The sequence below is a fragment of the Salinimicrobium marinum genome, from assembly GCF_014651535.1.
In the GTDB taxonomy this organism is placed as follows: domain Bacteria; phylum Bacteroidota; class Bacteroidia; order Flavobacteriales; family Flavobacteriaceae; genus Salinimicrobium; species Salinimicrobium marinum.
Window position 1 is genome coordinate 167570 of the sequence record NZ_BMXB01000002.1, and the last position, 12284, is coordinate 179853.

General features: G+C 34.7%; 11 protein-coding genes. 9 read left to right on the plus strand and 2 right to left on the minus strand.

Features of this window, described 5'->3' with window-relative positions; translation table 11 throughout:
* The first annotated feature begins 57 nt into the window (after positions 1-57).
* From IE056_RS04710 to IE056_RS04745, 8 genes are all read left to right on the plus strand, one after another.
* Positions 58-1314, plus strand: coding sequence for a sulfate adenylyltransferase subunit 1 (locus IE056_RS04710; RefSeq protein ID WP_189603535.1), 1257 nt, complete (start codon positions 58-60; stop codon positions 1312-1314).
* A 311-nt stretch (positions 1315-1625) separates the two neighbouring features.
* Positions 1626-3416, plus strand: coding sequence for an ABC transporter ATP-binding protein (locus IE056_RS04715; RefSeq protein ID WP_229793656.1), 1791 nt, complete (start codon positions 1626-1628; stop codon positions 3414-3416).
* Between the two features lie 77 nt (positions 3417-3493).
* Positions 3494-4513: an NAD-dependent epimerase gene (locus IE056_RS04720; protein ID WP_189603536.1), complete on the plus strand. Its 1020-nt coding sequence runs from the start codon at positions 3494-3496 to the stop codon at positions 4511-4513.
* Between the two features lie 13 nt (positions 4514-4526).
* Positions 4527-5573 (plus strand): dTDP-glucose 4,6-dehydratase, encoded by a 1047-nt coding sequence (gene rfbB / locus IE056_RS04725; RefSeq protein WP_189603537.1) that lies wholly within the window; start codon positions 4527-4529, stop codon positions 5571-5573.
* Between the two features lie 20 nt (positions 5574-5593).
* On the plus strand, positions 5594-6454 hold the full coding sequence (rfbA, locus tag IE056_RS04730; RefSeq protein ID WP_189603538.1) for a glucose-1-phosphate thymidylyltransferase RfbA: 861 nt from the start codon (positions 5594-5596) through the stop codon (positions 6452-6454).
* A 176-nt stretch (positions 6455-6630) separates the two neighbouring features.
* Positions 6631-7308 carry a GNAT family N-acetyltransferase gene (locus tag IE056_RS04735; protein WP_189603539.1) on the plus strand — a complete coding sequence of 226 codons (678 nt, stop codon included), beginning with the start codon at positions 6631-6633 and terminating at the stop codon, positions 7306-7308.
* Positions 7296-8438, plus strand: a complete 1143-nt coding sequence (gene rffA, locus IE056_RS04740; protein ID WP_189603540.1) for a dTDP-4-amino-4,6-dideoxygalactose transaminase — start codon at positions 7296-7298, stop codon at positions 8436-8438. Before IE056_RS04735 ends, rffA begins: the two co-directional genes overlap by 13 nt.
* Positions 8439-8453: 15 nt before the next feature.
* Complete coding sequence (locus tag IE056_RS04745; RefSeq protein WP_189603541.1) at positions 8454-9632, plus strand: TDP-N-acetylfucosamine:lipid II N-acetylfucosaminyltransferase family protein; 1179 nt, start codon at positions 8454-8456, stop codon at positions 9630-9632.
* 221 nt (positions 9633-9853) lie between these two features.
* Here the strand turns inward: IE056_RS04745 and IE056_RS18585 are convergent, their stop codons facing one another.
* Complete coding sequence (locus tag IE056_RS18585) at positions 9854-9979, minus strand: hypothetical protein (RefSeq protein ID WP_262891437.1); 126 nt, start codon at positions 9977-9979, stop codon at positions 9854-9856.
* A gap of 50 nt (positions 9980-10029) precedes the next feature.
* On the opposite strand from IE056_RS18585, the gene IE056_RS04750 reads away from it, so the two are divergent.
* Positions 10030-10209, plus strand: coding sequence for a hypothetical protein (locus IE056_RS04750; protein ID WP_189603542.1), 180 nt, complete (start codon positions 10030-10032; stop codon positions 10207-10209).
* 16 nt (positions 10210-10225) lie between these two features.
* On the opposite strand, the gene IE056_RS04755 is transcribed toward IE056_RS04750, so the two are convergent.
* Positions 10226-11956, minus strand: a complete 1731-nt coding sequence (locus IE056_RS04755) for an asparagine synthetase B family protein (protein ID WP_189603543.1) — start codon at positions 11954-11956, stop codon at positions 10226-10228.
* Positions 11957-12284 lie beyond the last annotated feature (328 nt).

A 12284-nucleotide genomic window follows, 5' to 3' on the forward strand; every position in this document is an offset into this window, starting at 1 on the left:
CAATCTGAAAATTTAACTTCCGCTAATTCTCATAGAGACCTGGGGGAACTATTAATTATGGAAATAAACAATAATCAATTACTGCGTTTTACAACTGCCGGAAGTGTGGACGACGGAAAAAGCACATTAATAGGAAGACTTTTATATGATTCGAAATCCATTTTCGAAGACCAACTAGAGGCTATCACTGCAACAAGTGCCAAGAAAGGACATGAAGGCGTTGACCTGGCTTTGTTTACAGATGGTTTAAGAGATGAAAGGGAGCAAGGAATTACTATAGATGTAGCTTACCGTTATTTCACCACACCAAAAAGGAAATTTATTATTGCAGATACTCCAGGTCATATCCAGTATACCAGGAATATGGTCACAGGAGCTTCTACGGCTAATGCTGCTTTGATCCTGATTGATGCGCGGCATGGGGTGATAGAGCAGACCAAAAGACATTCTTTTATTGCCTCTTTGTTGAATATACCGCACTTGATCGTATGCGTCAATAAAATGGATCTTGTCGATTTTTCTGAAAGCCGCTTCAACGAGATTATAGGTCAATTTGAAGAATTCTCTTCCAAATTATTGATGAAAGATGTTCGTTTTATCCCAATGAGTGCCCTTCGGGGAGACAATGTAGTCAATAGGTCAGAAACTATGGATTGGTACCAGGGAGGGACTTTATTGAATATATTGGAAACGCTGCATATAAGTAGCGACATCAATAAAATAGATGCCCGTTTTCCTGTTCAAACAGTCTTAAGGCCGCAGAGCCAGGAGCATCGGGATTACAGAGGATATGCTGGGAGGGTAGCCAGTGGTATTTATCGTGTTGGTGATGAAATAGCAGTATTGCCTTCGGGATTCACTTCAATAATAAAATCAATCAATGCGGGGGAGCAGGAAATTTCTGAAGCTTACGCCCCTATGTCCATTTCTATAACTCTGGAGGATGATATTGATGTAAGCAGGGGGGATATGATTGTCAAGAAAAATAATCAGCCAGAGATGGAACAGGAATTTGATGTCATGTTAAGCTGGTTGGCAAATGAACCTGCAAAATCTAGGGCAAAATATATTGTTCAGCATACTTCCAAAGAAGAACGAGCGATGATCAAAGAAGTGGTCTATAAAATGGATATTAATTCTTTTGAACGTGACAATGAAGATAAAAGTTTGTCCATGAATGATATCGCAAGGGTAAAAATAAGAACTACCCGAAGATTAATGCTCGATTCTTATCGGGACAACAGGATTACAGGCAGCGTCATATTAATAGATGAAAACACCAATGAGACTGTAGCGGCAGGGATGGTGGTTTAATTAAAAATGAAGCTAAACTATGTATTTTAGTGTTCCATTCTATTTGAATTTCCCCTATGCACTGTTTAATAAATTTCCTTAACCGTCAAGCTTTCTTAAATTAATATTAAAGTTCCTCGAAAGAAAGGTGAAACTGCGGAAAGCCTCTATCTTTGAAGGAAATTTAATTTAATATGCATGTAAAAGATTCAGAAGAAGATCTATTTTTTGCTATCATTTCTTTATTAAATCTACAGCCATTTTTATTCTTAGTTTCTTTAGCAACAACATGGTTCAATACATAACCAGAGTTAAACAAAACACATAAAAACTTGATTAAAAAATTCATAAAAAAATACTTCGAAAGTTTCGCTTATTTCTATACGAACCTTAGGCATAGGGTTTTTGTAGTTCTTGGTCTTAGTATTTTAATTGGCGTACTAGATGGTTTAGGTCTCACCATGTTTTTGCCATTGTTGCAAATGATAAATGATTCAGAATCTGTGGATTCGGAAGAGCTGGGAAAACTTCAGTTTTTAGTAGATTTTCTCAATTCTGTAGGTCTTGAATTAAACCTTCTTACGGTGTTGGCATTTATGATGTTTTTCTTTGTTGGGAAAGGTATAGTACAGTATATAGCAGATGTGTATAAAGTAAATGTGCAACAAAATTTTATTACTAAATTAAGACTTAAAAATCTTAGAGGGCTAAATAATTTGTCTTATAAATATTTTGTAATGTCAGATGCCGGAAGAATTCAGAATACGCTGACCGGTGAAATTGCTAGGGTATCAACGGCATATTCTGCTTATCTAAAGGCGCTTCAATACATTGTTTTGGTAATTGTGTATATGGCATTTGCTTTTACTTTAGATGCACAATTTGCTGTACTGGTTTCAATAGGTGGAATACTTACTAATTTTCTTTATAAAAATTTGTACCGTAAAACCAAAGGGGCTTCTAGAAAACTTACCGGTGACAATAATATATTCCAGAGCTTGATCATTCAGAATGTAGCAAATTTTAAATACCTTAAAGCAACAGGATCTTTAAGACGGTACGAAAAAAAACTCTCAAATTCTGTTAAAAAAATTGAGGGTAATAATAAAAAAATTGGAAAGCTGAGTGCAATTCTTACTTCTGCAAGAGAACCTATTTTGGTATTGGTTGTGGTATCAGTTATTTATATTCAAACTTCCATAATGGGTTCGGGGCTTGGGCCTATCTTAATGAGTCTAGTCTTTTTTTATAGGGCCCTAAGCTATCTTATGCTTATGCAAACCCGGTATAATATGTTTTTGGCAGTCTCGGGTTCACTGGAAAATATCATGCTGTTTGAGCAGGAAATGCGGCAGAATAAAGAGAAGACCGGTAGCGGTAAACCTGATGATAGTGTAAAAGTACTGGAGCTTTCTCAAGTCGAATTCTTTTATGACCAAACACCTATATTACGTAAAATAGATTTAAAAGTTAACAGTGCTGAAACGGTGGCCTTTGTAGGAGAAAGTGGGAGTGGTAAAACTACTTTGGTTAATATTCTTGCAGGACTTTTACCTGTGGGAAAAGGAAATTATCTGATTAACGCAGTGAATAGCAATGAATGGAACATTAATGCTTTTCAGAAAAAGATTGGATATATTACTCAGGATTCGGTAATATTTAATGATTCTTTGTATAACAATGTTACCTTCTGGGCAGAACGAACTGAAGAAAATGTAAATAGATTTGCAGAGGCAATTAGAAAAGCCGCAATAAATGATTTTGTTCAAAGTCTTCCCGAAAAAGAGGACACTTATTTAGGGAATAATGGGATTAATTTAAGTGGTGGACAAAAACAACGTATTTCTATTGCAAGGGAATTGTTCAAAGAGGTGGAGATATTAATTCTTGATGAAGCCACTTCGGCACTTGATTCTGAGACGGAAAGAGCGATTCAGGAAAACATTGATGCTTTAAAAGGGGAATACACTATTTTAATTGTGGCCCATAGGATAGCCACTATTAAAAATGCAGATAGGATTGTGGTCATGAAAAATGGGGAAATCTCCCATATAGGGGCTTTTTCTGAATTGCTGGAAAAATCACCTTATTTTAAAAAATTAGTGGAATTACAAGAAGTGTAAATCAATTGGGTAGGTTATTTAAAACCCTTTTGATTGTTGAATGGTTTAATTTTAAATATATTTAGAAAAAGGAAGAAATGAAGGAAAAAGTGCTGATTACCGGTGTAGCTGGATTTATAGGTTTTCATTTAGCAAAGAAGCTGATACAAAATGGCTATGAAGTAATCGGTCTGGATAATATAAATGACTATTATGATTCCGGATTAAAATATGATAGGTTGGAAGTCTTGGGCATTTCGAAAGACAATGCTTTAACGCTTAATTGCATTGCGGAAAGTGGAACTTATAAAGATTTTAAGTTCATCCGAATGAATCTGGAAGATCGGAAAAACCTTCCGGAATTGTTTGCACGGGAAAAATTCAATATTGTATGTAACCTTGCGGCTCAGGCCGGAGTGCGTTATAGCCTTGAGAATCCTGAAGTTTATGTGGATAGCAATGTGGTAGGTTTCTTGAACTTATTGGAGTGTTGTAGACACCATAAGATAAGAAGATTGGTTTATGCAAGTAGTTCCAGCGTGTATGGACAAAACAAAAAAGTCCCTTTCTCTACTGAAGATGATGTAGATCATCCAATAAGCCTTTATGCGGCTACAAAAAAAAGCAATGAATTGATGGCTTATACATACAGCCATTTATATGGTTTCCAAACCATCGGCCTTCGTTTTTTTACCGTTTATGGTCCCTGGGGCAGACCAGATATGGCCATGTTCCTTTTTACAGATGCCATTAGCAAAGGGGAATCTATTAAAGTTTTTAATAACGGAGACTTAGAAAGGGATTTTACATATGTCGATGATATTGTTGATGGTATTACTTCAGTGATAGAAAAGAAAATTATCAATAATGACGAAAAATATTCTCTCTTTAACATAGGTAACAGTAAACCGGTAAAACTTCTTGACTTTATTAATCAAATAGAAAAAGAACTTGGTAAAGAGGCAAAGAAAGAAATGCTGCCAATGCAACCGGGCGATGTGGAAAGGACCTGGGCCGATGTGAGTTCGCTGAAAGAAGAATTCAATTATAACCCTTCAACTTCCATAGAGGAAGGTGTGAGTAAATTTGTTGAGTGGTTTAAATCTTATTACAACTAAAAATTTAGAATTCATGAACGTTTTGATCACAGGTGGTGCGGGTTTTATTGGATCCCATGTTGTTCGGCTTTTCGTTAAAAAATATCCTGAATACAGGATATTCAATTTAGACACCCTTACTTATGCGGGTAATCTGGAGAACCTCAAAGATATTGAAGATGAGGAGAACTATACTTTTCTGAAAGCAGACATCAACAATATTGGAGAAATACAAGACTTGTTTGACAAGTACAGGTTTGATAAAGTAATCCATTTAGCAGCCGAATCTCATGTGGACAGGTCAATATCCGATCCCTTATGTTTTGTGAAGACGAACGTAATTGGAACTATGAACCTTTTAAACGCAGCAAAAGAGACCTGGATAGACAATTTGGAGGACAAATTGTTCTATCATATCAGTACAGACGAAGTTTACGGTACTTTAGGTGAAACTGGATTGTTTACAGAAACAACCTCCTACGATCCTAATTCCCCTTATTCTGCTTCAAAAGCAAGTTCAGATCATTTTGTGAGGGCTTATGGAGAGACCTACGGTATGCCTTATATAATATCCAACTGTTCCAATAATTACGGACCTAATCAGTTTCCGGAGAAATTAATCCCATTGTTTATCAATAATGTTGTAGATCAAAAACCCCTTCCCGTGTATGGCGATGGAAATTATACTAGGGACTGGCTTTATGTAGAAGACCATGCGCACGCAATAGACCTGGCTTTTCATAAAGGGAAAAAGAAATCTACTTATAATATTGGCGGGTTTAATGAATGGAAAAATCTTGATTTGGTAAAACTTTTGTGCTCTATCATGGATAAAAAACTTGATCGAACTCCCGGTAGTTCTCAGGATTTGATCACTTATGTTAAAGATCGTCCAGGCCATGATAAACGATATGCTATAGATGCAAACAAGATTAAAAATGAGCTTGGCTGGAAACCTTCGGTTACTTTCAAAGAAGGGCTCGAGAAGACGGTTGACTGGTATCTACAGAATCAGAAATGGTTGCAGCATGTAACCTCGGGAGAGTACCAGAAATATTATGCAAAACAATATGATAATTAATTCGTATTAAACCAATTTTTATGAAAGGAATTATATTAGCAGGAGGTTCAGGATCTAGATTATATCCCATTACCATTTCTGTAAGCAAACAGCTATTACCGGTTTATGATAAACCCATGATCTACTATCCATTATCTGTTTTGATGTTGGCAGGAATAAGAGAGATTTTATTCATAACTACTCCACAAGACCAGAAAGCTTTCCAAAAATTGTTGGGAAATGGAGCTGATTTGGGCTGTAATTTTGAATACGCTATTCAGGATGAGCCAAAAGGATTGGCTGAAGCTTTTACTATTGGAGAGGAATTTATTGGCAAGGAAAAAGTAGCTTTAATTCTGGGAGATAACATCTTTTACGGAAATGGTTTTGGAAATTTATTAAGAAGTAAAGTGGATGTTGATGGAGCATCTATTTTTGCATATCCTGTAAAAGACCCCGAACGTTATGGAGTAGTAGAATTTGATGATAACAAAAAAGTAAAAAGTATCGAAGAAAAACCCAAAGTACCAAAGTCGAAGTATGCCATTCCCGGATTATATTTTTATGACAATAAAGTGGTGGAGTATGCCAAACAGGTAAAACCCTCAGCTCGTGGTGAAAAAGAAATATCTACCATTAACCAAATGTACATGGAGGCGGGGAAATTGGAAGTTGGGGTAATGACACGGGGAATGAGTTGGTTTGATACCGGGACAGTAGAATCCCTTGATGATGCTACTGAATTCATACGTGTACTGCAGAACAGACAAAGTACATTAATAGGATGTATTGAAGAAGTCGCCCTCATCCATAAATTTATAGGGAAAGATAAACTAGAAAGTGCCATAGATAAGTATGAGAAGAGTAAGTATGGGGATTATTTAAGGAACCTTCTGGCATAAAAAAGAAGAATTGAATTTTGTAGGAGGAAACTGTAAAAGCAAAGGAAGTTGTGAAAAAGACCGACAGTTCATACTTTCTATCACTGATATTACAGTCACCAAAGGTTTTTTCATGTTTAAGAAACGACTGAAAGGATCAAAAGAGAAATAAAGAGCAATTTAATTTATCTAAAATAATGATAGAAAAGGCTGAATGGGATTCAAATTTTTTTGGTTTTTCAGTAGGGCAAATTAACTATAGACCGGAAGATAACCTTCAGGAGGTGCTTTCTTATTCTAAAGATTTTAAACTAATTTATATTTTTTCTGATCTTGAATTAAGGATACCTGGTCTGACTTTAGTAGACCAAAAAACCACATATAGCAAAGCCTTGGCACCAATAGAAGGAAATGAAGAAGTCAAATCCTTCGATTCCCGTTTACATTCCTATGACCAGTTGTTATCTCTGGCCTACCTTAGCGGTATATATTCAAGATTTAGAAGAGATCCAAGGATTTCACTTTCTCATTTTCAGAATTTATATAAAACTTGGTTGGATAATAGTATTAATAAAGATATAGCTTTTGAAACACTAGTGACAGTAGCTGAAGGAGATATAAGTGGTTTTGTCACTTTGGGGAATAAAGATAATGTCCGATCTCAAATTGGCTTAATCGCAGTGAATGAAAAACATCAGGGTAAGCATCTTGCGTCAAAATTAATTACCGAGTGTGAAAACAACAGTTTTAATAAGGGTTTCAGCTCAATTGAAGTGGTCACACAGCTCGAAAATAAAGCTGCATGTAAGCTATATGAGAAAAAAGGATTTACTAAAAAAAGTGTACAGTTAATATATCATGTATGGAACGAATAATACCTTTTAACCGGCCTTATCTTACAGGTAAAGAAGCACATTACGTGTATGATGCTGTTTATACCGGTAAATTATCTGGAAATGGAAAATATACGCATTTATGCCAGGATTTTTTTAAAGAAAAGTATGGTTTTGGTAAATGTTTGCTCACAACCTCCTGTACAGATGCTCTGGAAATGGCAGCCCTTTTGCTCAATATAAAATCTGGAGATGAAGTTATATTGCCTTCCTATACGTTTGTAAGTACTGCAAATGCATTTGTGCTAAGGGGGGCAAAATTGGTTTTTGTTGATAGTAGAGAAGATCATCCCGGAATGGATGAAAACAAAATTGAAGAGCTGATAACGGAGAAAACAAGAGCTATTGTTCCTGTTCATTATGCAGGTGTAGCATGTGATATGGATAAAATCATGGCATTAGCAGAGAAGTATGGACTATACGTAGTAGAAGATGCGGCTCAGGCAATAGATAGTTACTATACGGGCAAGGACGGAGTAAAGAAAGCGTTAGGATCTATTGGTCATCTTGCAGCATTTTCTTTTCATGAAACGAAGAATATTATTTCAGGAGAGGGTGGAATGTTGGCCATTAATGATCCTGACTTCATGGATCGTGCTGAAATCCTTTGGGAGAAAGGCACCAACAGATCGGCCTTCTTTAGGGGAGAGGTCGATAAATATGGATGGGTGGATGTTGGCAGCTCTTTCCTTCCTTCGGAAATAATAGCTGCTTTTTTATGGGCTCAATTGGAAAACCTGGAGGAGATTCAAAAAAAAAGAATAGAACACTGGAACCAGTACTTTGAAGGTTTGAATGACTGGATACGGGAACAGGGAATGAATTTACCATACATTCCCAGTTATGCGACCAACAATGCTCATATGTTTTATATAGTTTGCGAAAGTGGAGCTCAAAGAGATTTTATTATTAAAAAACTGAAAAAGAGAAAAATTCACTCTGTTTTTCATTATTTGAGTTTACATAAAAGTCCTTTCTATAAAGGCATTCATGGCTCTCGGGAATTAATTCATTCAGATACTTATTCTGATCATTTAATCAGGTTGCCACTTTTCTTTCAATTGACGAAAGATGATATTGAATATATCTTAAAGGTCCTGAAAAGCAAATAGAAATTGCTAGAATAAATGAAAAAACTAATACATATTTCAACTGATGAGAAGTTTATTAACAGCGCTTATTGGCAGTTCAACAAATGTTTTCCAAACAACAATGTTTTTTACCTTCTAGTAGATGATGTTGCTAAGAAAATAGAATATGTAAATATTAATGATGATTTTATTTTAGTAGATAAAAGAGCCTCAACATTTAAAAATATAATTCAGGAATTTAAGGGCGACGAACTTATAATCTTTCATGGTTTAAGTTATTTTGCCAGTCTTGCTGCAAATGTTATTCCCGCAAAATATAAAAAAATATGGATTGTCTTCGGAAAGGAAGTGTATAGCAATTCATTAATATTTGATCCATCTGATTTACATGGTCCACTCACTTTTAAAAAATTTATTGAGAAAGATCGAAGCAAAAATTATGAGACTTCCATTAGGAGGCTTCCGGGAAAACTCTATAGAAGAATAATGGGCCAAGTACTAGGAAAAAACGAAGTTATTTTAAAGGCTATTCGAGGCATGAATTATTGTGGAATATTATACAAGGAGGAGCTGAATCTTATAGAAAAAACAACAAAAGCTAAATTGAGGCATCTGAAATTTTCTTACTACCCGATTGAAGCAATGCTAAAGGATCCGGTTTTAAGAATAGAATCAAATAATATTCTAATAGGTAATTCTGCTTCTTATACAAATAACCACCTTGAAGTTTTAAAAATTTTGAGCACCTTCTCATTAGATAGACAAAAAATAATAGCTCCCTTAAGTTACGGGAACAGATCCTATGCCATGGAAATTACAAAAAAGGGCAAAGAATTGTTTGGTAACCAATTTGATTCCTTAATGGATTTCATGCCTTTGCATGAGTATAATCATTACATATCTCAGTGCGGGATAGTAATTATGAACCATTATAGACAGCAAGCTGTAGGAAACGTTTTAACAATGTTATGGATGGGAGCTAAAGTTTTTTTAAACGAAGAGAATACTCTATACGCATATTTGAAAAGTTTAGGTATAAAAATTTTCTCTATTTCCATGGATTTAAAACCAGACAATCCTGGTTGCCTGGATCTTTTGCCGCCTTCCGAGCAAAATAGAAATAGAGAGTTATTAAAGAAGGAAATTAGTCAGGAAGTTTTACTAAAAGATTTAAAATGTCAGATTGAAAAGATCATGAAAGACATTTATAGATAATCTGACCTTCTCAACTAGAAACGTATTTATATTTTCTTCCAACGTGCACCTAATTCCAAGAAGTAGATTATCTGAGACAATGGCTTTGGGAACACCTCCGTAGAATTGCAATGCATTGGCGCAGCATTCACGTCCTCTCGTTTCTGGCTCTTACAAGCTTCCACATAGGTGTAATGGCTATTGGGTAGGATAGCAACAAAGACTTCCACCGCAATGACTTCTCAGGAACTTCGATCCACAATATGAAGTTTTTTGCCTGCAAAATCAATGAAAAGATCATGGCCAGGGTCATGATCGAGCTTCATAGAGCCTTTTACTTTAGCATATTTACGGTGGTAATGTTCCATAAATTACTTGTATTCATAAGAATCCTTCACCAGCTGCACATTTTCCTGTTATGATAGAGGAAGGTAAACCTTTGGTGATCTTTGGCCTTATTCATATGCTCAAAGTAGCGGGTCAGCTGGTCAAAACGCTGATTATCAATAGTGGTGTGAGAAGTGGTGAACTTAATGTAAGAATAAAGAGAGGCCATAAATTCTTTATTCTTACAATAATTAGGATTAGTAAAGATTAAAATAATTATCAAAAAATTAGAAGAACAACTTTATAGCTGAAAGCAAAGTCAGGACCTGATTTTTTTCGATAGCGGTTCCTTCGGTGTAGAGTTCTGTTATCTCCTGTTTCATTTTTTTATTCTTATCTAATAGATGTATGGTTTGGTTAAAATACTGATCCTGAAATTCTTTAATATCGTTATTTGTTTCATACCAGTAATCCAGAGGGTTCATTTGTTCTTTGGATTTTTTCTTTTTCTTTTTCTGCTTTTTTATACCCGTCTTATGTAAAAATAAAGGTAGAAAAGATTTTAGGGGTATCTTTTTTCCTCCTATAGGAATAATTATAGGTTTTACTTCTTTTGTACTAACAGGTTTTTTAGTGGTTTCCCAGACATATTTTGCAGCTTCAGGGTATTTAGTAGTAACCCATTTAATATATAGTTGATGCTTTTTTCTCCGCTCTATAGGAATCGAGAGACAATATTCAAAAAAATCAATATCATAAAAAGGAGACATAGTTTCGGTATTATCTTGGTATATTAATAAACCATTGTTCGCTCCGTTTAAACCTCTTCTGTAAATCAGAATTCCTTCTTTTTCTTCTATATTATTTGCTACAGGAGAAGGCCTTTCAATCTTATCTAAAAATTTCTTCGAATAAGCTTTTACGCCACTAATTTCAAGGTTATTAAAATCCTTTATAAAACTGCTAATTACTATATCTCCAATTTGGCCTGAGTGCACTAGCCCTAAGTTACTTAGGTTTAACAACTTAAACATGCTGTTTCCATGAGCTAAGGTGTAATACAATACATTTCCTCCTGAAATCCTATTAATTTCATCAAGATCTTTGAGAAAGATACCGTTATCCAGTGCTTTAAAAATCCATTCATGTTTTAAATCAGCGGCTATTTTTTTAGGAATGGTTTCGTCCAAATAATTGCTTTGAGAAAATGTGAAATTAATTTGATCCTTATAACCCATTTGATGAGCAACCCAGGACGTCATCCTGGAGTCTAATCCCCCACTCAATGCTACAAGATGGCTATGACCATATTCCAGATCTTTATCAAACTGTAATTTAATGGCAGCCTTAAATTTTTGATCTATACCATCTATGAGTTCCGAGGTGCTTCGATTATCTTCTTTAGGTGCTAAGGGTAATGTATAATATTTTTCAATGTCGATTTTATTATTTTGAACTCTGACAAAAGAACCGGGCTCAAGTTTTTTTATTTCCGTACAGAGCGTATGGTTATCCAACATATATCCGTAACTCAACAACATATACGTTGCCTGTTGGTCCAGATGGTATTCTATAGAACATCCTTTAAACAAGGAATAAAGATCTCTAATTTCACTAGAAATATAAATTTTATCATCTTGAAGAAAATAGTATAAATGTTTAGATCCTAAATGATCATTGAAAATAATCCATTTCTCCTCTTTTTTTTCATAAATAGCTCCAGTAAAACTACCCCGGAAATTATTGAAGAAGGTTTCTCCATGCGCTTTATACAACCGAATTACCGCTTTTTCCCAATTTTCTCCTTCTTGGACCAGAAAATTCTTGTTGAGCACAACTCCATCAAGAATTATAATATAGTGCTCATCGTCGTAGAATATTTTATCATTTATAAATTTTTTTAAAGTAAATCTGTTGATTGCATATTCAGATCTTGAGATACTTTCATAAAAGATATGATCCAACTTTTCTTTTTCTGGAAAACGATATACTCCTGTAGATAGGTTAAAACCTGGCATGTGTGGTGTTTTGTTGTTTATTTAATCTATTTTTAATCGGTGTTTAAAAGCCTAGCAACAACGCTGAAGGGTTCTGTAAGAACAGAAAATATTGACTAATATCAAAATATTTTCGCAGTTATCATATCATTGCATTTGTGTTTGTTATCGTTTTAAGATTATCTTAACTTTCAAAAAGCTATTTTTGATGTTGTCTTTATAAGAGTTAAAATTACTTTAATAAAGTATCTTTCTGAATTCAGTTGTTAATGAAGTTTAATACCTTTAATTTTATTAGTTTTCTTCGAGGGCTAAACCAGTATTAACTTCTTTCTAAAAAGAATTTTTT

Bases quoted from the DNA above. Each gene is read 5' to 3' on its own strand.
- IE056_RS04710 (WP_189603535.1), top strand. From the start codon at position 58: ATGGAAATAAACAATAATCAATTACTGCGTTTTACAACTGCCGGAAGT.
- IE056_RS04720 (WP_189603536.1), top strand. From the start codon at position 3,494: ATGAAGGAAAAAGTGCTGATTACCGGTGTAGCTGGATTTATAGGTTTT.
- rfbB (WP_189603537.1), top strand. From the start codon at position 4,527: ATGAACGTTTTGATCACAGGTGGTGCGGGTTTTATTGGATCCCATGTT.
- rfbA (WP_189603538.1), top strand. From the start codon at position 5,594: ATGAAAGGAATTATATTAGCAGGAGGTTCAGGATCTAGATTATATCCC.
- IE056_RS04735 (WP_189603539.1), top strand. From the start codon at position 6,631: ATGATAGAAAAGGCTGAATGGGATTCAAATTTTTTTGGTTTTTCAGTA.
- rffA (WP_189603540.1), top strand. From the start codon at position 7,296: ATGGAACGAATAATACCTTTTAACCGGCCTTATCTTACAGGTAAAGAA.
- IE056_RS04745 (WP_189603541.1), top strand. From the start codon at position 8,454: ATGAAAAAACTAATACATATTTCAACTGATGAGAAGTTTATTAACAGC.
- IE056_RS18585 (WP_262891437.1), bottom strand. From the start codon at position 9,979: ATGGAACATTACCACCGTAAATATGCTAAAGTAAAAGGCTCTATGAAG.
- IE056_RS04750 (WP_189603542.1), top strand. From the start codon at position 10,030: ATGATAGAGGAAGGTAAACCTTTGGTGATCTTTGGCCTTATTCATATG.
- IE056_RS04755 (WP_189603543.1), bottom strand. From the start codon at position 11,956: ATGCCAGGTTTTAACCTATCTACAGGAGTATATCGTTTTCCAGAAAAA.